Raw genomic sequence first — 23,215 nt, 5'->3', positions numbered from 1 at the left:
GCAACCTCAATGCTCGGTCGGTGTGCTGAGCGTGGCGAAGGCAATCGGCGTCGAACGGGCCAGCCCGCCCCGGCACTTGAGCACCCGCAATTGCCCTGGCCGGCCATCGATGGCGATGCGCAGGGCCGCCGGCGAGGGGTTGATGGCTTCCTGAATCGAGCGCCAGGCGAACGCCAGGGTCTGGCCGGTTTCCGCCGCCACTTGCAAGCGGCGCAGGGCGCGATCATCAGCCTGGCGGGGCCAGCACAGCACCGCGCCACAACTGCCCGAACGCAGGCATTGTTCGGCGGCCCACAAGGCATCGCGCTCATCGGCCCGGATCACTGACAACTGGCGCAGGTCCACCCCAGCGTTCTGCCAGGCCTGCGGATAGGGCACGAATGGCGGCGCCACCAGCACGATCCGCTCCCCCGCCGCCGTCAGTCGCGCCAAGGTTGGCCAGACCAGTTGCAACTCGCCCACGCCCGGCGCGGCGACCAGCAGTTCCGTCAACGCCGCTTCCGGCCAGCCACCGCTGGGCAACGCCGCGTCCAGGGCCGCATGACCGGTGGGCTGCGGGCTGGCAGCCGGGGGCGCGGGCCGGCCCTTCCAGACCTGGCCACCGTTGAACAGCGTGTCCAGCGCAACGACAGCGCCCATCAGCCTTGCCTCAGCAAGCCACAGAACACGCCTTCGATGGCCAGGTCCTGGTCGGCTTCGACAATGATCGGCTGGTAGGCCGGGTTGCGCGGCAGCAAACGTATCCGCTCGCCGATTCGCTCGAAGCGCTTGATGGTGACTTCACCGTCCAGGCGCGCCACGACGATCTGGCCGTTGGAGGCCTGGGGCGTACGCTGCACGCCCACCAGGTCGCCGTCGAGAATGCCATCCTCGATCATCGAGTCCCCCTGGACCCGTAGCAGGTAATCCGGCGCCTTGGTGAACATCGCCGGGTCGAGCATCAGGCGACTGTGGACCTCGGCATCCGCACCGATCGGCAGGCCGGCGGCCACCCGCCCCAGCACCGGTACGTCCAGCAGCTCGGGACGCGGCGGCTGGTTCAGCAAGCGGATACCCCGGGCCTGATGCGGATTGACTTCGATGAAACCGGCTTCGGTCAACGCCAGCACATGCTTGCGCGCCACGCTGCGGGAGGCGAAACCGAACGCCTCGCTGATTTCAGCGAGGCTGGGGGGCTGGCCCTGCTCGGCGATGCGTTCGCGGATGAAGGTCAGGATGGCGGTACGGCGGGGGGTGAGAGTCGTCATGGAGTACATTTGTACTCTTGTCGGTTTTTTCTGACAAGCACCGCCAGTCAGTCAACCACAGGGAGCCGACCATTGACCGTCCCGGCTAAGCCGGTGTCGACCCCTCGGTCCGAAACGCGCTCGGGCTCATCCCGGTCCAGCGCCGGAACGCCCGGCGGAAACTGCGCACATCGCTGTAGCCGACCTCTTCGGTGATGCGCTCGATGGACCAGTCGGGGTTGGCCAGCAGGTTCAGGGTCCGGCCACGACGCACCTGTTCCAGCAAGGCTTCGAAGGTCAGGTTGTGCTCGGTCAAGCGTCGGCGCAGGGTGCGGCTGCTCATGTTGAGGTCGCTGGCGATTTTCTCGATGTGGCTGCCACGGGTCAGGTCCCGGGCAATCGCCCGCTCCACCGCCTGGATCAGATCGATCTTGCGATGGACCTCAGTGGCCTCCTGTTCCAGCAAGGCCAGGGCCTGACGCAAGGCCAGCGGGTGATGGTTGGGCAGGCGTACGCCGAGCCAGCAGGCATCGATCAGCATGCGATTGTGACGACAACCGAAACGCACATCCGGCCCCAGGACCCTTTGGTATTCCTGGGCATAAGACGGCGCAGCGTGCATGAACTCCACGGCCTGGGGCCTGAAGTCAGGCCCTGCCAACGCCCTGCCGTACACCATCAGGCTGGCGAAAAACTCTTCGACCGCAAAGACCTGGACCTCGGCAAAAGGCAGGCGGCAAGTCGCCTCGACCATGATCCGGTCACTGGCCTCTTCAACACTCGAGACTGCGATACCGCCGGTGGTGTGTTGATACCGAATCCCCAGGGCAAAGACATCGCGCAGGGTTTCGCACAGCGACAACACGTGGCCCAGCAGGCCCAGGGTACCCAATACATTGCGATCGCCAACCCACAAGCCCAGGCCCCGATCAGGCAACAGCTTGAGCGCCCGCTGGATCATGACCACGGCCTGGCGATAGGAAATCCGCTGGGCAGGATCCTGCAGATCGTCGAGCCCGAAACCAAGGCCGCGACACAGGCTGGCGGCATCGAAACCCTGGTCTGCCACCACGTCGGCCAAGGTTTGCAAAAGAAACGGCGACACCAGCGCCAGTTCATAGGTCGGGTCGATGACTTTCATCTGCATGGGCGGGTTCCGGGGTACGTTAGGCGGCGTTTTTGTAACCGGTTGTTTCATAAACGTTAGCATGACCCAGCGTATAGAGGGGCACAAAAATCTGGCCGCCCATGTCCCCTGTGTGGCCGCCAATACCCTGCCCTACCGGCGGCGAACGGCTTATTTGTATGGCTCGGACCTTTGGTGCTTTTCCAACAATAATAATGAGCCCCCGCATGAACCCGACCCGCACGACATTCGCCTTGCAACTGACCCTCGGCCTGGCCTGTGCCCTGCCGGCCCTGGCCACCGAAACCGGAGTCGATAACATCGGCACCGGCACCGACGGTTTCTTCGTGTTGCCGCTGGACGTCGACAACCTTCCCGACCACATGTTTGCGTTCAACCTCTACTACAACCATTACAAGGCCAGGAAATTCAACATCAGTTCGTTGGGCGGCGAAGTCCCGGATGTCGAAATCGAATCCACGGCGGTGGTCCCCCGGATCGATTACCTGAGCCCTTTGCGGGTGGCCGGTGGACGCCTGGGTATCTACGTTGGCCAGCCCTGGATCAAACAGGAAATCTCGGTGTTCGGCCTGCAGGACACTCGCGAAGGCATGGGCGACACCACCATTTCGCCCATCGTGCTGTGGGACATGGGCAAAAACCTGACCCTGGCCGCCGCACTGGAAATCACCGTGCCGACCGGCGAATACAGCACCGACCGCCTGGCCAACACCAGCACCAATTTCTACACCTACAAGCCGCTGTTTTCCTTCACCTGGTTGCCCACGGAAAACACCGAGGTGTCGATGAAAAGCACTTACAGTTTCAATCGCGAGAACAAGGACACCGACTACCGCTCAGGGCAGATTTTCCACTTCGATTATTCCGCCAGTTACCGGCTGACGGACAACGTGATGCTGGGGCTCAACGGTTACTACCTCAAGCAGACCACCGACGACAAACAATACGGCCGCACCGTGCAGTTCGCCGGTCAGGACGTGGATGACGGCGTGCGCGGCCAGGTGTTCGCCATCGGTCCGGCGCTGCACCTGACCTTTCTCAAATACGCCAGCGCCGAGATCCGCTGGGCCAAGGAGTTCAACGTAGAGAACCGCCCCGAAGGCGAAATGCTCTGGGCCAAGATCAGTATTCCGTTTGCGTTGTGAACGCTCTATTCGGTTCCGGCAGGCTCACCAGCAATCCCTTGTGGGAGCGAGCCTGCTCGCGATAGCGGTGGATCGGCCTACATTGATGCTGAATGTACCGCCGTCATCGCGAGCAGGCTCGCTCCCACAGGATCCGTCGTCAGTTATAGACCGGCCACATCTCGACTATCCGCCCTCCGCGCACGGCCAGCAGATCACCGAACTGCAACAGCACCGACTCGCTCTGGGTCGGTCGTAGGAACACCTGGTCCTCCACCGCCAGCCCCACCGTTTCAGAACCATTGACCATTTCCTGATTGGAGCTGCGACCGTAGAGGTCGTTGTGCTTCAAGCCTGAGGGTGATTCGAGATTGGCCATCCAGTTGCCGCCGTAGATGAAAAAAGTCCCGCGCTGGTTCACGTCCCACCAGGAAAAAATCCGCGACTTGTCGTCCAGCGCGGGGATGTTGACCGGGCCGGTGCGCTTCAAGACAGGCGTGGCGATGTAGGCCGCCGGAACGTGCTCGCTCAACGATGGCAGGTCGTAGTGGCTGGGTTTGAGCATGGCCGTGCCCACCGAGACTTCACTGCTCAGTTTCTCCCGTTCGTGCAAGCGATAGCTGGGGCTGCCGGCGGTGTTGAGGGTCAGGCCAGGATGCCAGAGGTCGGGGTAGCGCAGACGCACGAAATCCACCCGTGCGGTGTAGATCGCCATGACCCGCGCCAGCAGCTCCTGAGGGGTTGCCAGCAGCTCGGGCACGCCCATGCCCACGAACGGGTCGTAGCCCATGAACCCGGCAAATTCCAAGTGCGTCGGGTTCGCCCGGATCAGCTTGAGCATCGCCTCCAGCGTGGCATCGTCGGCTACTCCGCCCCGGTGCAGGCCTACATCCAGTTCGATATTGATCCGCAAGCGAGTACCAAGCCCCTGGGCCAGGGCCCGGTATTGCTCAAGCCGTTCAGGTGTGTCCAGCAGCCACTGCAACTGGCGTGACGGATCGAAGGGTCCTTTGTGAAGCTCATAGAACAACGCGGCGCTGCGCACTGGGAGAGGTTTGCCCAGCAAAATATCAGCCGTGGGAAACTGCAACGCATCGTGGTTGAGAAACGGTTGGTGGAACGACATCAACCGTCGAGTCTCGGCTCGCTGGCCAATGTAGTTCAACAGCCCCGGCGATGGCAGGGACTTCTCCACCAAGCGCAGCTGTTTGCCGGCGCGCCGGACCGAGGCCATTACCACGTCGATGTTGTGATCGAGTCGGTCCAGGTCAATCAGCATCACCGGTCGCATGGGACCGTGGGCCTTGAGTTCCCGGTTCAACTGGCGGAAATAATCGCTGTACGGCCCGCCCTGGTCCCGCGGTCGCAGCCAGGCACCGACGCCGGCCAGCAACAGTCCGGCGCCCACCGTCCCAGCCAGGAACCCTCGACGATTGAAACCCATCAGCTCGCTCCCAGAATTGTTGAAAGATGCCCGTTGAGGAATTTTCCGCCAGGGTCCAGGGCCTGGCGCACCTGGGCAAACTCATTCCAGCGTGGGTAGAGCGCCTGGAGCGTCCTGGCGTTCAAGGAATGCAGTTTTCCCCAATGCGGGCGCCCCTGGTATTTCCAGAAGACCGGCTCGATGGCGGCGAAGAAATTGTGATGGTCCATCTGGTAATGCTGGTGCACGGAGATCGAACAACTGTCGCGGCCTTCGAACATGCTCAGGGCGATGTCGTCGGCCTTCACGTAGCGGTATTCGATGGGAAACCAGGTGCGCAGGTCTTTGTCGCGGATCAGTTTGAGGATTTCCCGCAGGCACGCCGGACCGTGTTCAGCTGGCACCGAATATTCCATCTCGTTGAAGCGCACGGTGCGCGCATTGGCGTAGATGTCGTGGGAATCGCCAACCCGATCCTCGAAGTCGGCCACCAGTCGCAGGCTGTTGAGCAACGTGCGCCGGATCGTCGGAAAGTCGCTGCCATACTTGTCGAGCTTTTCGATCAGGGTGACGAATTCGTTGCCACCCTCCTCCTCGGGGCTCACCGGTGCAGTGGCCGGATCGGTGGTTTCGTTCAAGGCAATCGACAACGCATAGTCGGAATGGGTGACCACCTGCATTTCCCAATGCTGGTTGTCCCGAGTGTTGGTGTCCAGGTCCTCGAGCAACTCTTCGGTTTTCGCCACCCACTGGCGCTCGCGCAGCCGATAAGCAGGACGGTTCTGCAAACGCACACGGGTCACCAGCCCCAGCGCACCCAGTGACACCCGCCCGGCCTTGAACACTTCGGGATGGCGGTTGGCATCGCAATCAAGCACCTCGCCGCCGGCCGTCACCAGTTGCAGCCCGACCACCTGCGCCGAATACGAACCGAATGCCTTGCCGGTGCCGTGGGTCGAGGTGGCGATGGCCCCGGCCAGGGTCTGGTAATCCACGTCGGCCATGTTCGGTAGCGCCTGACCGATGGCCTTGAGCGCTGGGCCCATGCGCGACATGGGCGTGCCGCCACCGAACTCAGCCTGCAGGCTGGCGACATCGTGATCCAGCAGACCGCTGAAAAAACTCAGCGACAGCAAAGTCCCGTCCGTGGGCACCAGGGCGCTGAAGGAATGGCCTGAACCCACCGGACGAATCCGCCCTTCGGCGCGGGCCACGATTTGCACCAGTTCATCCAGATTCTTGGGAGCCAGACGCGCTCCCGGCAGGCAACTTTGCGCACCGGACCAATTGCGCCACGGAATCAGTCGCGGGGCGCGCATCAACTCGGCCAGGGCGCCCTGGCTGCCCAGCGCCGTGAAGGCCGCGACAGCGGCGGCCCGTTGCAGCCACTGGCGCCGTGAATAGTCCATCGTCATGCCGTCGTTCCCCTGTTGGTCATTGCAATGGCTGGCCGGACATGAAGCCGATCAGGGCCAGGAACTGCTCTTCGGAACAGTGCATGCACAGCCCCATCGGCGGCATGCCGTTGTAGCCGTTGATCGTGTGATCAAGCAGGGTGTCGCTGCCCTGGGCCACTCGCGGCGCCCAGGCGTTGGCGTCGCCGGTCAGGGGCGCTCCGGCGCCGGGGTTGGCGTGGCAGAGCTTGCAACTGCTGTCGTAGATTTGTGCCAGCGCTCCGTCGGCGGGCACACTCGTTAAGGCCCTGGGCGGGCTCGTTTTGGCCTCTTCGCCGCAACCGGCGAGCAATACGCCAAGCGAAAGAATCGCCGCGGCGTGAGTCCAGGCTGAAGACGTTGGTACCGACATGGGGCCCCTCTTGGTGGCGCAATGAGCACGCCTTTATTGTGTTGGGTCAGACAGACTCACACTAAGGCACGCCCGCGCGTTGGCTTGAGGTCATTGGGGGCCATAAAAGGGGACTTGGGCGGCCAGCGCTGGATGATCGATGGCCAGGGACATTGGCGATCAGGGCAGCAGCAGCCCCTGCTCGCGCTCGCACAACTGCACCACATAATCCCAGAGCACCCGCAGACGCACGGATTTGTGCAGTTCGCGACGGGTGCTGATCCAGTAGCTGCGGCGGAGGGTTTCATCGGGCAGTAAGGGGACCAGGGCCGGGTCGCTGCTGGCCATGTAGCAAGGCAGTACGGCAATCCCCAATCCCGAGCGTGCAGCCTGTTGCTGGGCGATGACACTGGTGCTGTGGAACACCACCCGAGGGTTGCGGCAAAAGCTGTTGAGAAACATCAGTTCCTGGCTGAACAGCAGGTCGTCGACATACCCGATCCAGGCATGGCGGGCCAGGTCTTCGCGACTGCGCAACGGTGGCGAGCGGTCCAGGTAGGCCTGGCTGGCGTAGAGCGCCAGACTGTAGTCGGTGAGCTTGCGGGTCACCAGCAGGTCGGCCACCGGGCGTTCGAGGTGAATGCTGATTTCCACTTCGCGGTTGAGGATGCTGACAAAACGCGGCACCGCCACCAACTCCACCTCCAGCCCCGGATAGCGCTGGAACAGACCCTCCATGCGGCTGGCTAAAAACATGATGCCCAGCCCTTCCGTCACCCCCACGCGGATCTTGCCCAAGGGCGCGCTGGACTGGGTGATGTCCTCCTGAGCCAGTAGCGCCACGTTTTCCATGGCTTCGGCGTGCTTGAGCAACGATTCGCCCGCGGGGGTCAGTTCATAACCCTGGGCATGCTGGACAAACAACGCGGTGCCCAGGCTTTTCTCGATGGCTTCGATGTGCCGGGCCACAGTGGCATGGGTGGTGTTCAGGCGTCGTGCGGCCGTGAGCAAACGGCCGCTGCGTTGCAGTTCCAGAAAGTAGCGCAGGTCATTCCAGTCGAACATGGGCCATCCTTGAACACGCCTGAAGGCAGGACTGTTTAAAAACGCACAGCGGTTGCGCAAAAACTAACATTCTTTTGACGAAACCTAACAACTAGGATGCATCCCACAAGAACAAAATGAGGTCGCGAATGCAACCTGTCGTCGATGAATACGATTACGTGATCGTGGGCGCCGGCCCTGCCGGATGCCTGCTGGCCAACCGGCTTAGCGCCAACGCGCAGCACCGGGTGTTGTTGCTTGAAGCGGGCGGGCGCGACAACTATCCGTGGATTCACATCCCGGTCGGCTACCTGTTCTGCATCGGCAACCCGCGCACCGACTGGTGCTTCAAGACCGAGGCGCAAGCGGGTTTGCAAGGGCGCGCACTGAGTTACCCACGGGGCAAGGTGCTGGGTGGCTGCTCCTCCATCAACGGCATGATCTACATGCGCGGCCAGGCCGCGGATTACGATAGCTGGGCTGCCGAGGGCAACCCTGGCTGGGCCTGGAAAGACGTGCTGCCGTTGTTCAGACAGAGCGAAAACCACTTTGCCGGAGACTCCGAGCTCCATGGCGCCGCCGGGGAATGGCGGGTCGAACGCCAGCGCCTGTCATGGCCGATTCTCGATGCGTTTCGCACCGCCGCCGAGCAGAGCGGTATCCCCAGCGTCGACGACTTCAACGGCGGCGACAACGAAGGCTGCGGCTATTTCCAGGTCAACCAGAAAGCCGGGGTGCGCTGGAACGCGGCCAAGGCCTTCCTCAAACCGGTTCGCCAGCGCCCCAACCTCACGGTAATGACCGATGTCGAAGTCGACCGCGTGCTGTTGCGTGACAACCGGGCCCACGCCGTCAGCGCCCGTTGGCAAGGCAAAAGCATGACGTTCAAGGCGCGCAAGGAAATCGTGCTGTGCGCCGGAGCCGTCGGCTCGCCGGGTATTTTGCAGCGCTCGGGAATCGGTCCGCGCAACCTGTTGCAACGCCTGGGCATTGGCGTGGTTCATGAGCTGCCCGGCGTGGGCGGCAACTTGCAGGACCACTTGCAACTGCGGCTGATCTACCAGTTGGAAAACGCCCGTACCCTGAACCAGATCGCCGGCACTTTATGGGGCAAGATGGGCATGGGGCTGCGCTACCTCTATGATCGCAGCGGCCCGCTGTCCATGGCCCCCAGCCAACTCGGCGCGTTCGCCCGCTCGGGGCCGGAACAGACCTCGGCCAACCTCGAATACCACGTACAGCCCTTGTCGCTGGAACGCTTTGGCGAACCACTGCACAGTTTCCCGGCGTTCACTGCGTCGGTCTGTGACCTGCGTCCGCAAAGCCGCGGCCGGGTGGACATTCGCTCGGCCGACCCGCACGAGGCACCGCTGATCCAAACCAACTACCTGAGCCATCCCGAAGACTTGCGGGTCGCCGCCGACGCCATCCGCCTGACCCGACGCATCGTCGCCGCCCCGGCGTTGAGCGCCTTCAAGCCGGTGGAATACCTGCCGGGACCAAGCCTGCAAACCGAGGAAGAACTGCACCAGGCCGCCGCCCGTATAGGCACGACGATTTTCCACCCGGTGGGCACCTGCCGCATGGGCCAGGACCGCGACGCGGTGGTGGATGCGCAACTGCGGGTTCACGGCATCAACGGCCTGCGCATCGCCGACGCCTCGATCATGCCGCGCATCACCTCGGGCAACACCTGCTCGCCCACGCTGATGATTGCCGAGAAGGCGGCGCAGATGATCCTCGAGGCGGACATCCGCAGCACCACGCCCCAAAAGGAACCTGCCACGGTCTGAAGAACAACAGAATCCCCCTGTGGGAGCGAGCCTGCTCGCGAAGGCGGTGTATCAGCTCACGATGATGTCGACCGGCATACCGCTTTCGCGAGCAGGCTCGCTCCCACAAGGAGAACCCTTTGAATTCAAGGTATGCAGCAAAACAGGAGACGCTGTACCGGCGTCGACAGTGGAACAACAAAAACAATCACTGTGAGGGATACCCAAATGTCTGAACATGTTCAGTCCCTGGAAGCCACGCGTAGCGCCGGCACCAGCCAGGAAACCCAGAAAGTCATCTTCGCCTCGTCCTTGGGGACGGTGTTCGAGTGGTATGACTTTTTCCTCTATGGCGCCCTGGCGGCGGTGATCAGCAAGCAGTTCTTTGCCGGGGTCAACGACACCACGGCATTCATCTTCGCCCTGATGGCATTCGCCGCCGGTTTCATCGTGCGGCCTTTCGGCGCACTGGTGTTCGGACGGCTGGGAGACATGATCGGACGCAAATACACCTTCCTGGCCACCATCGTACTCATGGGCCTGGCGACGTTCTGCGTCGGCCTGTTGCCCAACTACGCCAGCATCGGCATTGCCGCGCCCATCATCCTCGTGGTGCTGCGCATGCTCCAGGGCCTGGCCTTGGGCGGTGAGTACGGCGGTGCTGCCACCTACGTCGCCGAACACGCGCCGATGGGCAAGCGCGGTTTCCACACCAGCTGGATTCAGTCCACCGCCACCCTCGGGCTGCTGCTTTCGCTGCTGGTGGTACTGGGCTGTCGTTATTTCACGGGCGATCAGTTCGAAGTCTGGGGCTGGCGCATTCCGTTTCTGCTGTCGATCGTGTTGCTGGGCATCTCCACCTGGATCCGCCTGAGCCTGCATGAATCGCCGTCCTTCTTGAAAATGAAAGAAGAAGGCAAGTGCTGCAAGGCGCCGATCCGCGAATCCTTTGGTAAGTGGGAAAATCTCAAGGTGGTGCTGATCGCGCTGTTCAGCATCAACGCCGGGCAAGCGGTGACCTTCTATGCCGCGCAGTTCTATGTGCTGTTTTTCCTCACCCAGTTCCTGAAGATGGATCCGGCCCTGGCCAACAGCCTGCTGATCGTCAGCGTGGTCATCGGCGCACCGTTCTTCATCTTTTTTGGCTGGCTGTCGGACAAGGTCGGGCGCAAACCGGTACTGATGATTGGCCTGTTGCTGGCGACGGCGTTGTACTTTCCGATCTTCAAGACACTGGCCCACTACGCCAACCCGGCCATTGACCTGGCGAGCCGTCAGGCGCCGATCACCGTGATCGCCGATCCGGCCACGTGCACCTTCCAGTTCGACCCGGTGGGCAAGGCCCGTTTCGATAGCCCATGCGACAAGGTCAAGACCTTCCTGGTCAAGCAAGGCCTGCCCTACAGCAGTGTCGCGGCGCCGGCCGGCAGTGATGTGCAGGTCAGCGTCGGTGATGTGAAGCTTGAAGGCTACGACGAAGCCGCCCTGCGCGGCGCGGTGACCCTGGCGGGCTACCCACAACAGGCCGATGCCCAGCAGATCAACCGGCCGATGATCGTGGCACTGATCGTGGCGCTGATCATCATTTCAGCCATGTGCTACGGCCCACTGGCGGCGCTGATGGTCGAACTGTTTCCCACTCGGATCCGCTACACCTCCATGTCCCTGCCCTACCACATCGGCAACGGCTGGTTCGGCGGTTTCCTGCCCACCGTGTCGTTTGCCCTGGTGGTCTACACCGGGGACATTTTCTACGGGCTGTGGTACCCGGTGATGATCACCGGGGTGAGCCTGGTGGTGGGCATGATTTGCCTGCGGGAAACCCGGAACGTGGACCTGGATAAAAACTGAGGGCAAAACCGTGGCGAGGGCGTTTGTTCCCTCGCCAGCGGATCAGAAGTGCGCCTTCAGAGTCATGGTGAGGTTGCGCGGCTCACCGTAATAGTTACCGAAGCTCTCGGTCCCGATGGTGCTGTAGTAGCGCTTGTCGAACAGGTTGTTGCCGTTGAGGGCCAGCGACCAGGTGTCATCAATGCGGTAGCCGACGCGACCATTCCACACGGCATAACCGGCCTGGGTGATCTTCTCCCCCGTCGCCGGCGATACCCGGAAATTGTCGCTTTGGGCATTGACCCCCGCACCGACGCTGAACCGTTCGAACGCCCCACCCAGGGCATAATCGCCCCACAGACGCAGCACATGACGCGGCACATAGCTGTTGAACGAGCCGCCGTTGAGGCTGGTATCAATGTCGTTCAGGGTCTTGGTCTGGGTGTAGGTGTAACCGGCAAGCAGTTGCAGGCGCTCGATGACTTCACCGCTGATCTCGGCTTCGAAACCCTGGGCGCGAACCTTGCCGGCGTTCTCGTAGCAGTAACCGTCCGAGGACGCACAGCTTGAGTTGTAGTCGGTCTGGGCCTGGTCTTTCTGCAACGTGCGGAACAGGTTGAAGGCGCTGTTCAGGCGTCCCTCGAACCATTCGCCCTTGATCCCCAGCTCATAGCTTTCACCCACCAGGGGCTTGAGTGCCGAACCGCTTTCGGAACGGTAGTTGCCTTGGGGCGTGAAAATGTCCGAGTAACTGGCGTAGGCCGTCAGGTGTTCGTTGAGATCCAGCAACACGGCGGCAAACGGGGTGACCTGGCCTGTCTCCGTGCTCTTGGCGTGTTCCGAACCGCCGGTGAGGAACACCGAGTCGGTCTTGGAGTTGTACCAACTCACCCGGCTGCCCACGACAAACGTCAACGGGTCCGCCAGTTTCAGGCGCAGGGTCGAATACAGGCCTTGTTGCCGGGTGACGGTTTTCACCGGGCCACCGCGCGTTGAGTTCTCGATGAAGTAACTGTCATCCGGTTCCGGAATGTGTCGATCCGGATCGAATACGTTCTGTTGCTGCGGCAGGAAGGCGACCGAGAAAAAATCGTCCTTGTCCGAACGGCTGGCGTTGAAGCCGACGATCAATTCATGCTGCTGCCCGAAGGCGTCGAACTTGCCGTCCAGGTAGGCGTCGAGGCCGTAATCGACCTGGTCATAGTCGTACATGCTGCCCAGCACGTTGGTGGTCGAGACGCCCGGCGTCACCGAGCCGGATGCAAAGGCGTATTTGATGTCCTGGGTGTTTTTCGTATAGACACCGGCCACCTTCACGGCCCAGTCGTCATTGAGTTGATGCTTGAGATCGCTGAACACCGTGGTCCGCTGGCTACGCCAGGTGTTCCACGACGGATCCAGGCAAGTAGAGCGACTGAGTTTCAAATCGCTGCCATCCCTGTAGCGCGGCTGCCCGCCCCAGCAAGGACTCGCATCGACGTCCTCATAGGCCAGGCCCAGGCCGAGGGTGGTGTCGGGCGTCAGGTCGAAGTCCAGGGCACCGTAGTAAATCTGGTCCTTGCGCCGAGCATCGTCGTAGAAATAATGCCGGCTCTGTTCGGCGATCACCGCCCTGCCCCGCAGGGTGCCGGAATCATTCAGCGGGCCACCGGTATCGACCTGCCCGCGGTAGTTGTCCCAGGTGCCGCCCGAGAGGCTGAGTTCGGTCTGGGCCGTGGCCTGGCCGCGTTTACGGACGAAATTGACGCCACCGGACGTGCCGCCGGCGCCCTTCATCATCCCGGCGGCACCGCGCAGGACTTCGACCCGATCGTAATACGCCATGTCACTGCTGAAACTGTCGGCCTGGACATAGCTGTTGCCCATGTCCAGCGGAACACCGTCGTATTGATACTGACCGGACATCCGGAACCCACGGGAGTAGAAATATTTGCCGCCCATGGTCGAGTCGTAGACGGTAATTCCGGGCGTTTTTTCCATCACTTGATCGATGGTGTTCAGGTTCTGGTCATCGAGCATCTTGCGAGTGATCACTGTCACCGATTGCGGCGTCTCGCGCAGGGAGTGCTCGCCTTTGCCGATCGTGACCGCCCCCGTCGTGTAGGAGCCACTGTTCTCGGTGGTCGCTCCGAGCATCTGCGCCTCGATGGTGGTTGCTCCCAGTTGCATGGCCGAACCGTTGGCGGGCACGGAGCGCAGCACGTACGTGCCATTGGCCTGGAGGTCGGCTTGCAGGCCGCTACCGCCAAGAATGCGGGCAAACCCATCGCCCACGCCGAACGAACCTCTCAGGCCGGGCGATTGCAGGCCCTGGAGTTGCCGGGCATCAAACGAAATGGCGACACCGGCGGCACTGGAGAACCGGGTCAGGACATCCACCAGGCTGCCGGCCCCGATATCGTAGGCCTGCACCGAACGCTGCTGCGCCGAGGCACCTGGAGCCGGACTGGCATTCACGACCCCGACGCTGCCGGTCACGGCTGCCAGCAAGCCGATTTTCACTGCAAACACCAGACGACCTGGCGCGCTTACCCAAGACATGCTTCCCCTCCCCCAAACGGTCGATAAAAACTCACTGAGGAAGAGCCGAACGATGGAGATAAAAAGTGCAGGACAGTGTTCTTTTTTATCGCGCCGCCACGTCAGCGCTGATCGCCGCTCGATACCCGGACCCAAAATCGGCTGTAGCGGGTCACGCGTAACGAAAAGCCACTCTCCAGCGCCGCCAGGGCGAGATCGGTGTTATCGACGGGAAACACGCCGGAAACCTTCAAGTCGGCAATGGCCGGATCACAACGCAACACGCCGTTGCGGTAACGCGACAGTTCATCCAGCAGCACCGCCAGAGGACGGTCAATGGCGATGATGCTTCCCTTCTGCCAGGCACCGACCGACACATCGTTGCCGCGCAGTGTACCCAGCGACCGGTCATTGAAATCCAGGCGCTGGCCGGCTTCGACGCGCATCCTCGAGCCAATCGCCGGGAGACTCACCTCGACCGCTTTTTCAAGCACCGCCACCTCACCGCCCCGCGCCTGGCCTCGGACGATAAAACGCGTGCCCAGCGCAAGCACTTCGACATGACCGGTGATGACCTTGAAAGGCCGCTGCAAGGGATCGATCGCCGTCGTGACGAGGATCTCCCCCCACAACAGCTCCAGTAGCCGCTGGCGCCCATCGAAACGAACATTGACCGAGGTGTCGGTGTTGAGCAGCACGGTGCTGCCGTCCGCCAGCTGAAACTCGCGGCGCTCGCCCACTGCGGTGCGGTAATCGCAAAGCAGGTTCTGCGTAGCCTGGCTGCGCCAGCCCAACCAACCCAGGCCGCTGGCGGACGTGAGCAACAAGACGCTGCGCAATACCTGGCGACGGGATCGATTGTGGCGTTCGCTCAAGGTCGGTGCCGCCAGGGCGCCCGGCACACTCGCCATCTGTTCAGCCACCGCTGTCATTCGTTGCCAGGCCTGGCTATGCAGCGGGTCTGCACTCAGCCAGGCATTCCACCCGGCTCGATCCGCGTCGGTCGTGATGCCGGAGTGAAGCCGGGCGTACCACTGCGCCGCCACACGGATGGCTTGCAACTCTTCGGCTGGCAGGTTCATGAAAGTTGTAATTGAATCTGCATCAGGCAGCAATGTTCCATGGCCTTGGCCATGTGGTTATTCACCGTACGTACGCTGACGCCCAGGCGCTCGGCAATTTGCGGGTAAGTCAGGCCGTCGAACTGCGACAGGATGAACGCCTGCCTGACACGCGGCCCCAACCCTAGCAGCAAGCGGTCGATCTCCATCAGGGCCTGGAGCAGGATGGCCTGTTCTTCCAGCGACGGGTGCTGCTCTTGCGGCATGGCGGCCAAGGCTTCGAGGTAGGACTGTTCCAACGAACGGCGGCGAAACAGATCGATCAACAGCCCCTTGGCGATCATCGACAGGTACGGTCGCGGCTCACGAATATCCAACGCGGAGCGAGCCTTAATGACACGCACGAAGGTATCCTGGGTCAGGTCCGCGGCATCGAAAGCATTGCCCAAACGCTTGCGCAGCCAGCCTTGGAGCCAACTGTGATGATCACTGTACAGAACGTCGACGGCACTGCGTAAGGACAGATCGTTGGCGGGCATGGCAATGGAATAATTCGCGACTGATAATGACTCGCATTGTCATGGAGCGCATCGCCGCTTGCAACCCAAACATGCACAGTCCCAGGCCTGCCACCTCACCCTCTTGGCATTGCTCAATGCACAGAGTGATTTTTCACCGTGCTCTCCACCAGATCCAGCATCTGCCCCAGCGCCCAAGGCTTGGCGATGAACGAGGCATGATGCTTGATCCCGGCGCTTTCCGGGGTTTCGAAACCGGACATGATCAACAAGGGTATCTGTGGCCACCGGTCGCCGGTCAAATTGGCCAGGTCCGCGCCGTTCAGTTTGCCGGGCATGGTGATATCGGTGAGTAACAAGTCCACATCGTCAGCGCTCTGCTTGAGGAATTCCAGCGCCGCGTCGGCGCTTTCCCGGGGCTCCACGGCAAAGCCCTCGTCTTGCAGGATCTCACACAGGAACTCCAGAATGGTCTGATCATCTTCAACGACGAGAATCAAACGCGCGGCCGCCTGTCCGTTGCCCTTTGGCATCGAATTCATGTAAGTGACTCTCCTTGACCCCATAAACGTTCTTTGCGGTTTCAACCGCTCTGCAAGTTATGAGCGATGCCCTTGCGAGAAATTCATTCTGCGTGCAAATACACCGCCAAACGTTGCGATAACCGCCCTGGAGCAACGCATCGCAACGTTTTATCTGTATATCCATACAGATAAAACTTGCTCCGACGCCCATCCATGACCATGCTACAGCCCCATGAAATCTGCTTAGGAAAAGGGCGCTATGCAGCTGTACCTGTGTGAAAAACCGTCCCAGGCCAAAGACATCGCTGCCGTGCTTGGTGCCACGCGCCGCGGTGACGGTTGCTGGCTGGGCGCGAACATCACAGTCACCTGGTGCATCGGCCATCTGCTGGAGACCGCCCCGCCCGACGCCTACGATGCCCGCTACAAGCGCTGGGTACTGGCAGACCTGCCTATCGTGCCGACGCAGTGGAAAATGACGGTCAAGCCGAAAACCGCGGGCCAGTACAAGGCGGTCAAGCGCCTGTTGGGGGAAGCCAAGACGCTGGTCATCGCCACCGACGCCGACCGTGAAGGCGAAATGATTGCCCGGGAACTGGTGGAGCATTGCCGCTACCGTGGACCGATCCAGCGTCTGTGGCTGTCGGCCCTGGACGAAGCGTCGATCCGCAAGGCCCTGGCCGCACTCAAGCCGGGCGCCGAAACCTTCAACCTCTACCATTCGGCCCTCGGCCGCTCCCGGGCCGACTGGCTGATCGGCATGAACATGAGCCGCCTGTTCACGCTGCTGGGGCGTCAGTCCGGTTATCAGGGCGTGCTGCCGGTGGGCCGCGTGCAGACCCCCACCCTGCGCCTGGTGGTGGATCGCGACCGCAGCATCGCGGATTTCGTACCGGTCGCCTATTGGGCCATCGACGTGCAACTGCGCCACGACGGCACTGTGTTCACCGCCCAGTGGCGCGCCGACCCGGATGCCTGCGACGATCAGGAACGTTGTTTGAACCAGGCCCTCGCCCAGGACGCCGCCCAAGCCATGGGCAACGCTGCCACCGCCCGGGTGATGAAAGTGCGCACCGAGCGCTTGCGCGAAGCGGCGCCGTTGCCGTTCGACCTGGGCACCCTGCAGGAAGTCTGCTCGAAGAAACTCGGCCTCGGCGCCCAGGAAACCCTGGACATTGCCCAGTCGCTCTATGAGACCTACAAGCTCATTACCTATCCGCGCAGCGATTGCGGTTTCCTGCCTTTGAGCCAGCACAGCGAAGCTGCGGCCATCCTCGCCGCCCTCGCCCAGGCCGACCCGGGTCTGGCGCCGCTGCGCGAGCACTTGCAGCCCCAACGCAAATCCCGGGCCTGGAACGACGCCAAGGTCAGCGCCCACCACGGCATCATCCCTACCGCTGCGGCGAAGAACCTCGACAAGCTCGCCGGCAAGCAGCGGGCCGTCTATACGCTGATACGGGCGCGGTATCTGGCGCAGTTCCTGCCCAACCACGAATACGACCGGACCCAGGCCGACTTCGACTGCGCCGCCCAGGCATTGCGGGCCGTTGGCAAGCAAATCGTCGAACCCGGCTGGAAACGCGCCCTGCCCGAAGCGCTGGCTCCGGCACGAGGCCGTGAAGCACCGGCACCACAAACCTTGCCGGCCCTGGTCGAAGGTCGCGACTGCGCCGTGGACGAGGTCAAACTCAAGGACCTGTGGACCCAGCCCCCCAAACCGTTCACCGAGGGCGACCTGATCAAGGCGATGAAGAACGTTGCCCGGCTGGTGGAGGATCCGCTGCTCAAGCAAAAGCTCAAGGACACCACCGGCATCGGCACCGAAGCGACCCGGGCCTCGATCATCCAGGGCCTGCTCGACCGGGGTTACCTGGTGAAAAACGGCAAGGCCCTGTCCGCCACACCGGCGGCCTTCAGCCTGATCGATGCGGTGCCCCGCGCCATCGCCGATCCAGGCACTACCGCCATCTGGGAGCAGGCGCTGGACATGGTGCAAAGCGGAGAGATGAGCCTGGAAGAGTTCGTGACCCGCCAGGCCGCCTGGATGAGCAAACACATCGCCCGCTGCCAGGGCATGAGCCTGACCATCAACGGCCCGGCCAGCCCTGCCGGCCGTGGGGCCACCCCATGGAAAAGCAAACGCAAGCCGGCCAAGCGCAAGGCCAGCGGTACACCTCGCAAGGCGAGCAAAGCCAAGACGACCTGATAAATACATGTTCGACGCGTCGCCCTGTGGGAGCGAGCCTGCTCGCGATAGCGTTATGTTAGTCACCATGGATACCGACTGATACACCGCCATCGCGAGCAGGCTCGCTCCCACAGGGATATCTGCCCTGATCCAGAATTTTCATAACAAAACCATTTTGTCCGACAATATGTAGTGACCAAAAATAATCACTACAAAACCGTTGACGCCTCCGATTTGGCCTTGCATGATGCAGACGTCTCCCCGATCGGGAGTACAGGTAAATGCTTGAGCAAGCTCGTCTGACCGCCGAGCTGTTTTTTGGATAAGGGACTGCCCACAAGGCAGATTGAAGGTGCTGACCTGGCATGACCGTCCGGTGACAAGGACGAGAAACGTCGGCGACGATCCTCATGACGCGCGTGGTCGACCCTCGAAAGTTGACAATGCCTGAAGGTTCTTCGCTGTTTCTCTTCGTTGTAGCGCATTTGCGTAGCAGCCCTTCGATAACACTACACAACCGATGCACGACCCCGTCGAAGTCAGACGGCCGGGTGCTGACGGCCTGGTTTCGGTGCTAGCCATGCAGCACTGGACAGGCACTTACCGAAAGAAGCGAAGTTTTTGCGAACCACCAGACAGATCAACCAAATGGTCAAGGGGCTTACACATGAATCTGAATAATCAACCATCTATTGATGAACTGGCTCGCATGTTCGCAGCACACAAAGACACCCTGGACAGCCATATCCTGTGGATCAGCAAGAATGGCCAGGTCCATATGGACTGCCTGTCGCCGTTCACCCAGGAAGACGAATTCGAGAAGAATCAGCAGGACCTGTGTGCCCGGTTGAAGATGTACCGTCGTGGCCAGGGCTACGTCGGCAAGAAGGCCGCGGCCGACAAAGACTTCATGGGTCGCGTGCTGCAAACGCTGACCCAGGCGTGGCAGTCGATGCAGAACACATCTGAAGTTCGGGTCATCGACCGCCTCTGCTGATCGCGCTTAAAACAAAGGGCCCGTTCCTGATTGGAACGGGCCCTTTTTTTGGGCGTTAGAACACCGACCAGCCGATCCGTTGGCTGAGCAATTCCAGCGCCGCCATGCCTGCCAGGGAATTGCCCGCGACATTGAGTTCCGGCGACCAGACGCACACCGTAAAACGCCCCGGCACCACGGCAACAATCCCGCCACCCACCCCGCTCTTGCCCGGCAGGCCAACGCGATAGGCAAAATTGCCGGCTTCATCGTACAGCCCGCTGGTGGCCATGATGGAGTTGACCTGCTGGGTCTGGCGGGCGCTCAGGATCTGTTCGCCGCTGTGCTTGCAGAAGCCGTCGTTGGCCAGGAAGCAGAACGCCCGGGCCAGATCGATGCAGCTCATGCGCAACGCGCAGTGACTGAAATAGCTGCGCAGCACCGCTTCCACGTCGTTATGAAAATTACCGAAGGACTGCATCAGGTAGGCCATCGCCGCATTGCGGGCGCGGTGCTGGTATTCCGACTCAGCGACCTTGCCGTCCACCATGACTTGTGGATTGCCCGACAGGCGCCGTACGAAATCACGCATCGAAAGCGCTGGCGCGGCAAAACGCGACTGATTGATGTCGCAGATCACCAAGGCGCCGGCGTTGATGAACGGGTTGCGCGGCCGACCGCGTTCAAATTCCAGCTGCACCAGAGAATTGAAGGGCTGGCCGGAGGGCTCATGGCCCAAACGCTCCCAGATTGCCTCGCCGGAATGGCCGATGGCCTGCACCAGGCTGAAAACCTTGGAAATACTCTGCACCGAAAACGGCGTTTCAGCGTCACCTGAGCAATACATTTCGCCATCGTTGCCGTAGACGGCAATGCCCAACTGGTTGGCCGCAACGGTGCCAAGGGCGGGAATGTAGTCGGCCACCTTGCCCTGACCGATCAGGGGGCGAACCGCATCGAGGATCTCGTTCAACAATGCTTGCATATGCGCATGGGTCCAATCATTCCCCGTTCGAGTGCGGGGATACAGACGCTAGACGCTGATGGGTGCGATCAGAGCACACTCAATAGACCAGCAACATCTGTTGCGAGGCGATCCGTGGGAGCAAAGCTTGCTCGCGATCAAGCTCACGCGGTCTTTCTGGAACCGAATCGCCTGCTTCGCGGGCAAGCCTTGCTCCCACAGAATTCAAGAGATTTCATGGGCGCTTGTCATCCAATCGAGCGGTCTATAGTTGAAGGGATCAATCGGCAGGAGACATCGATGCGACAGATCATGCAGAAGGAACCCTGGTGGGCCTCGCCCCCCAGACCCGGTCAAGATGAAAGTGAGCTGGAATGGGGCTGGCTGGTGATCTACAGCGAAGGAGAGCCGCGCTTCGAATTCATCAAGGAGCGGCCCTCGGACGAACAGATCCGTCATCGCAAGGGTTGCCGCGTCACCCTCGGGGCAGAATGAACCGTCCGTCACGGTTTGATGGCTGGCAACTCCACCGCGCGATTGGCCAGGTCCGCCGCCACCAGGCTGCCTTCGATTTCCTCGGCCAGGTAGTACACCGGTGCCATCACCCCGCTGAGGGGATGCTTGAGCGACTGGAACCAGGCTTCGTCGAACGCTGCGCTGAGGCTCTTGCGGATTTGAGTCTCCATTTCCGGACGCTCGCCCTCATGAATGATCGCGCGAATCCCCGCCACGCCAACTGAGATCAACGCCCCCGCCGCTTTCCCGGCCACGGCTGCCGCCGCCCCGGCCGCACCTCGCGTGGCGAATTGCGCTTCGATTTTTTCACTGGTGCGTTGTGCCACCGTGGCGATCACCGCATCCGATGGCCCCGAACCTGTCACGGCGGCTTTGTTGACGTGGTCGATCAGCGCGGCGTACGCCGGCAATGTATTGAGGGGCTCGGTATGCGCCATCTCATACAACGAGGCGTTACGCGCCGCTGGCGGCCCCAGGCTGATGGCAGGAATGCCGTGCAGGCGCCGACTCATCAGCTCCGGCGGGATTCGGTGCTGGCGGGCAATCACTTGGACCTGTTGATTGAGCAGGCGCACGTAGTAGCCCGTCGCGTTGGCCCTGATCGCCTCGGGGTCGATTTCCACCGCCACAGGTGCCAGCACCTGCTCGCGGTACTGCTCTTGCAGATAAACCGCCAGACGTCTGGCCGCGGAGTCCTCTTCGCCTTCGGCACTGGCGGCATACCAACTGACCTTCACCGCCAGCCATTCCTGGGTCCAGTAGCTGCTGAACCAGGGGATGAATTGAATCTCGGTCCGTTCATACACGAGCCGGCGCCAATGCTCCATCGAACCACGAGCGTAGAGCCCGGCCTGTTCGATAGCGCTTTTCGACGCGGCGAGGATCTGCCGGTCAACCTGCCGCCAGGTGTCCTGGGAAACCGCCACGGTGGCGACCTGCTGCTCGCGCGGCGACGTGGCGCACCCCGCCAGAACCAACAAAACGGCCAGCATCAGTGAACGCCGCACGATTGCGCCATCCCGAGGTCAAGTCATCCACGGGGTTGAGTATAGGTCGCGAGGAACACGGGCTTAGAAGGAATACACACAACCCATGTGGGAGCGAGCCTGCTCGCGATGGCGGCTCAAAACCGCGTGAAATGCTCGAACTGCCAATCATCCGCCGCCCCGTCCAGGGAACACGTGTGCACCGCGCCGGTCGGTCTCCAGTCGGTCTGCTTGCCCACCAAGGTACCGAGGTAAGGCCTGGCCACTTCCAGCACACGTTCGTAGTCCATGTGCTCTGGCTCGACGATGCCGCGATCCGGGTTTTCCACCGCCCAGACAATCCCCGACAAAACCCCCGCCGCCACTTGCAAACTGGTGGCATTGTTGAAGGGCAAGAGCGCCCGGGCTTCATCGATGGTCAATACCGAGCCGAACCAGTAGGCATTGAGTTCATGCCCCATCAGCAAGACGCCCAGCGCATCGGCTCCGATGCTGTCGATTTCACCGTTGAGAATCCGTTGCTGCTGTTGGCTCTGCCAGCCTCGACCAATCAACTCATGGATCGACAGCAAAGCATCGTTGCACGGGTGATAGGCGTAATGCAGTGTGGGGCGATAGATCAGTTTCTGCTGGTCCTTGAGTGTTAGCAGATCCGCTGTAGAGGCGGTTTCGTGATGGGTGATCATCAGCCCCAGGCACGGCCCGCCCAACGGTGTCCAGGTCTTGACCGGCACAGTGGCGCTCGGGCGCTCGAGGTAGATGGCATTGCGACTGCCGAAGCGGTGGCGCCTGGCAGACGTTGGCCAGGTGCGCTCGTGGGTGCCCCAGCCCAACTCGGCCGGTTGGTGGCCCTCGCTGATCAAGCCTTCCACCGACCACGTATTGACGAACTCATCGTCCTGCTTGAGGCGGCTGGAGCGCTGAGTGTCGCGCTCGGCAAAATGAATCACCTTGATGCCGGTCTCCATGCACAGCCTGGCCCAGTCCACGCCTTCGCGGTTCTGTGGCAAGCGATGGTTCAATTGCACGGCCAGTTCCACCAGGCCAGCCTTGAGCAGATGAGTGATCAAACCGGGGTTGGCGCCATGGGCCACGACGGCGGTCGGGCCATGGCCCAGTTTTTTGCGCAGGCCCAGCATCTGGTAGCGCAACGCGTAATTGGTGCGATGCGATAAATCCAATGAAGGGTCATCGTAGCCGCCGGCCCAAGGCTCAATGCAGGTATCCAGGTACAGCGCGCCCTTGCCGAAGGCATAAGTCATCAGGGCCAGCGAACTGACTTCCACCGACAGGTTGACGATGAAGTCGCCAGGTTTGATGAAGCGGTCCAGGGTCTGCGTGAAGGTGTGTTCAGTCAGCGCTTTGCGGACAAAGCAAATGCCCCGCTCCTTGAACCAGATATTTTTCTCGATCACGGGCGCAATGACCGTGATCTGATTGACCGGGACGTGATCCTGCCGCAACAGCAGCGGCAGCGTGGCCCGGGTAATGGAGCCAAATCCGATGAAGATCAGATGGCCCGAAAACCTGACCCGGTGCTTCATGTGCAGTCTCCCCGGAACGTTGACGATGGAGCCATGAAATACCGGTCACCGGACTTTGGCTACTGTC

20 protein-coding genes are annotated in these 23,215 nt (G+C 61.6%); 6 read left to right on the top strand and 14 right to left on the bottom strand.

What is annotated here, in order from left to right; genetic code table 11:
- Positions 1-6: 6 nt before the first annotated feature.
- From imuA to HQ912_RS11335, 3 genes are all read right to left on the bottom strand, one after another.
- The gene (gene imuA / locus HQ912_RS11345) at positions 7-639 is read right to left on the bottom strand and encodes a translesion DNA synthesis-associated protein ImuA (RefSeq protein ID WP_047227809.1); all 633 of its coding nucleotides are present in this window, start codon (positions 637-639) and stop codon (positions 7-9) included.
- Entirely contained in the window at positions 639-1,256 is a 618-nt protein-coding gene (lexA, locus tag HQ912_RS11340; protein WP_047227808.1) for a transcriptional repressor LexA, read from the bottom strand. Before lexA ends, imuA begins: the two co-directional genes overlap by 1 nt.
- Before the next feature lie 76 nt (positions 1,257-1,332).
- Positions 1,333-2,373 carry an AraC family transcriptional regulator gene (locus tag HQ912_RS11335; RefSeq protein ID WP_047227807.1) on the bottom strand — a complete coding sequence of 347 codons (1,041 nt, stop codon included), beginning with the start codon at positions 2,371-2,373 and terminating at the stop codon, positions 1,333-1,335.
- A 206-nt stretch (positions 2,374-2,579) separates the two neighbouring features.
- On the opposite strand from HQ912_RS11335, the gene HQ912_RS11330 reads away from it, so the two are divergent.
- Positions 2,580-3,518 carry a transporter gene (locus HQ912_RS11330; protein WP_047227806.1) on the top strand — a complete coding sequence of 313 codons (939 nt, stop codon included), beginning with the start codon at positions 2,580-2,582 and terminating at the stop codon, positions 3,516-3,518.
- Between the two features lie 139 nt (positions 3,519-3,657).
- Here the strand turns inward: HQ912_RS11330 and HQ912_RS11325 are convergent, their stop codons facing one another.
- From HQ912_RS11325 to HQ912_RS11310, 4 genes are all read right to left on the bottom strand, one after another.
- Positions 3,658-4,866: a DSD1 family PLP-dependent enzyme gene (locus HQ912_RS11325; protein WP_172833822.1), complete on the bottom strand. Its 1,209-nt coding sequence runs from the start codon at positions 4,864-4,866 to the stop codon at positions 3,658-3,660.
- A 74-nt stretch (positions 4,867-4,940) separates the two neighbouring features.
- Positions 4,941-6,239, bottom strand: coding sequence for a D-arabinono-1,4-lactone oxidase (locus HQ912_RS11320; protein WP_172833821.1), 1,299 nt, complete (start codon positions 6,237-6,239; stop codon positions 4,941-4,943).
- A gap of 115 nt (positions 6,240-6,354) precedes the next feature.
- Positions 6,355-6,726 (bottom strand): c-type cytochrome, encoded by a 372-nt coding sequence (locus HQ912_RS11315; RefSeq protein ID WP_047227803.1) that lies wholly within the window; start codon positions 6,724-6,726, stop codon positions 6,355-6,357.
- Between the two features lie 159 nt (positions 6,727-6,885).
- Positions 6,886-7,770: a LysR family transcriptional regulator gene (locus HQ912_RS11310; protein WP_047227802.1), complete on the bottom strand. Its 885-nt coding sequence runs from the start codon at positions 7,768-7,770 to the stop codon at positions 6,886-6,888.
- Positions 7,771-7,898: 128 nt separating this feature from the next.
- On the opposite strand from HQ912_RS11310, the gene HQ912_RS11305 reads away from it, so the two are divergent.
- Both HQ912_RS11305 and HQ912_RS11300 read left to right on the top strand, forming a co-directional pair.
- A complete protein-coding gene (locus HQ912_RS11305) occupies positions 7,899-9,542 on the top strand; it encodes a GMC family oxidoreductase (RefSeq protein ID WP_173406786.1) in 1,644 nt (547 codons plus the stop codon).
- 207 nt (positions 9,543-9,749) lie between these two features.
- On the top strand, positions 9,750-11,372 hold the full coding sequence (locus HQ912_RS11300; protein ID WP_047227800.1) for an MFS transporter: 1,623 nt from the start codon (positions 9,750-9,752) through the stop codon (positions 11,370-11,372).
- Positions 11,373-11,414: 42 nt separating this feature from the next.
- Here HQ912_RS11300 and HQ912_RS11295 read toward each other — a convergent pair whose 3' ends face one another.
- The 4 genes from HQ912_RS11295 to HQ912_RS11280 form a co-directional block, all read right to left on the bottom strand.
- A complete protein-coding gene (locus HQ912_RS11295) occupies positions 11,415-13,892 on the bottom strand; it encodes a TonB-dependent siderophore receptor (RefSeq protein ID WP_160894163.1) in 2,478 nt (825 codons plus the stop codon).
- A 101-nt stretch (positions 13,893-13,993) separates the two neighbouring features.
- The gene (locus HQ912_RS11290) at positions 13,994-14,953 is read right to left on the bottom strand and encodes a FecR domain-containing protein (RefSeq protein WP_047227798.1); all 960 of its coding nucleotides are present in this window, start codon (positions 14,951-14,953) and stop codon (positions 13,994-13,996) included.
- A complete protein-coding gene (locus tag HQ912_RS11285; RefSeq protein ID WP_047227797.1) occupies positions 14,950-15,471 on the bottom strand; it encodes a sigma-70 family RNA polymerase sigma factor in 522 nt (173 codons plus the stop codon). Before HQ912_RS11285 ends, HQ912_RS11290 begins: the two co-directional genes overlap by 4 nt.
- A gap of 113 nt (positions 15,472-15,584) precedes the next feature.
- Entirely contained in the window at positions 15,585-15,992 is a 408-nt protein-coding gene (locus tag HQ912_RS11280) for a response regulator (protein ID WP_047227796.1), read from the bottom strand.
- 241 nt (positions 15,993-16,233) lie between these two features.
- Between HQ912_RS11280 and HQ912_RS11275 the strand changes: the two genes are divergently transcribed.
- Positions 16,234-18,180 carry a DNA topoisomerase III gene (locus HQ912_RS11275; RefSeq protein WP_173406785.1) on the top strand — a complete coding sequence of 649 codons (1,947 nt, stop codon included), beginning with the start codon at positions 16,234-16,236 and terminating at the stop codon, positions 18,178-18,180.
- A gap of 649 nt (positions 18,181-18,829) precedes the next feature.
- Positions 18,830-19,159 (top strand): hypothetical protein, encoded by a 330-nt coding sequence (locus tag HQ912_RS11270; protein WP_047227794.1) that lies wholly within the window; start codon positions 18,830-18,832, stop codon positions 19,157-19,159.
- A gap of 55 nt (positions 19,160-19,214) precedes the next feature.
- On the opposite strand, the gene glsB is transcribed toward HQ912_RS11270, so the two are convergent.
- Positions 19,215-20,123, bottom strand: coding sequence for a glutaminase B (gene glsB, locus HQ912_RS11265; RefSeq protein WP_047227793.1), 909 nt, complete (start codon positions 20,121-20,123; stop codon positions 19,215-19,217).
- 279 nt (positions 20,124-20,402) lie between these two features.
- On the opposite strand from glsB, the gene HQ912_RS11260 reads away from it, so the two are divergent.
- Positions 20,403-20,597 (top strand): hypothetical protein, encoded by a 195-nt coding sequence (locus tag HQ912_RS11260; RefSeq protein WP_047227792.1) that lies wholly within the window; start codon positions 20,403-20,405, stop codon positions 20,595-20,597.
- An 8-nt stretch (positions 20,598-20,605) separates the two neighbouring features.
- On the opposite strand, the gene HQ912_RS11255 is transcribed toward HQ912_RS11260, so the two are convergent.
- Together HQ912_RS11255 and HQ912_RS11250 are read right to left on the bottom strand one after the other, a co-directional pair.
- The gene (locus tag HQ912_RS11255) at positions 20,606-21,610 is read right to left on the bottom strand and encodes a hypothetical protein (RefSeq protein WP_260990071.1); all 1,005 of its coding nucleotides are present in this window, start codon (positions 21,608-21,610) and stop codon (positions 20,606-20,608) included.
- Between the two features lie 131 nt (positions 21,611-21,741).
- Positions 21,742-23,148 (bottom strand): saccharopine dehydrogenase C-terminal domain-containing protein, encoded by a 1,407-nt coding sequence (locus HQ912_RS11250; protein ID WP_139049638.1) that lies wholly within the window; start codon positions 23,146-23,148, stop codon positions 21,742-21,744.
- Positions 23,149-23,215 lie beyond the last annotated feature (67 nt).

This window comes from Pseudomonas sp. MPDS (assembly GCF_013283895.1).
Classification (GTDB): domain Bacteria; phylum Pseudomonadota; class Gammaproteobacteria; order Pseudomonadales; family Pseudomonadaceae; genus Aquipseudomonas; species Aquipseudomonas rhizophila.
This window is presented reverse-complemented; position numbering and strand designations above follow the sequence as displayed.